The 355-nt window shown below is 53.5% G+C and carries 1 rRNA gene; it reads left to right on the forward strand.

Annotation, left to right across the window (positions count from 1 at the left end):
* Positions 1 to 355 (forward strand): 16S ribosomal RNA (locus tag BHE89_RS22550); the annotation flags it as partial.

A 355-nucleotide genomic window follows, 5' to 3' on the forward strand; every position in this document is an offset into this window, starting at 1 on the left:
GGGTTGTAAAGTACTTTCAGCGGGGAGGAAGGTGATAAGGTTAATACCCTTATCAATTGACGTTACCCGCAGAAGAAGCACCGGCTAACTCCGTGCCAGCAGCCGCGGTAATACGGAGGGTGCAAGCGTTAATCGGAATTACTGGGCGTAAAGCGCACGCAGGCGGTCAATTAAGTCAGATGTGAAAGCCCCGAGCTTAACTTGGGAATTGCATCTGAAACTGGTTGGCTAGAGTCTTGTAGAGGGGGGTAGAAGTTCCACGTGTAGCGGTGAAATGCGTAGAGATGTGGAGGAATACCGGTGGCGAAGGCGGCCCCCTGGACAAAGACTGACGCTCAGGTGCGAAAGCGTGGGG

The sequence above is a fragment of the Shigella sp. FC1967 genome, assembly GCF_001743005.1.
GTDB lineage: Bacteria > Pseudomonadota > Gammaproteobacteria > Enterobacterales > Enterobacteriaceae > Proteus.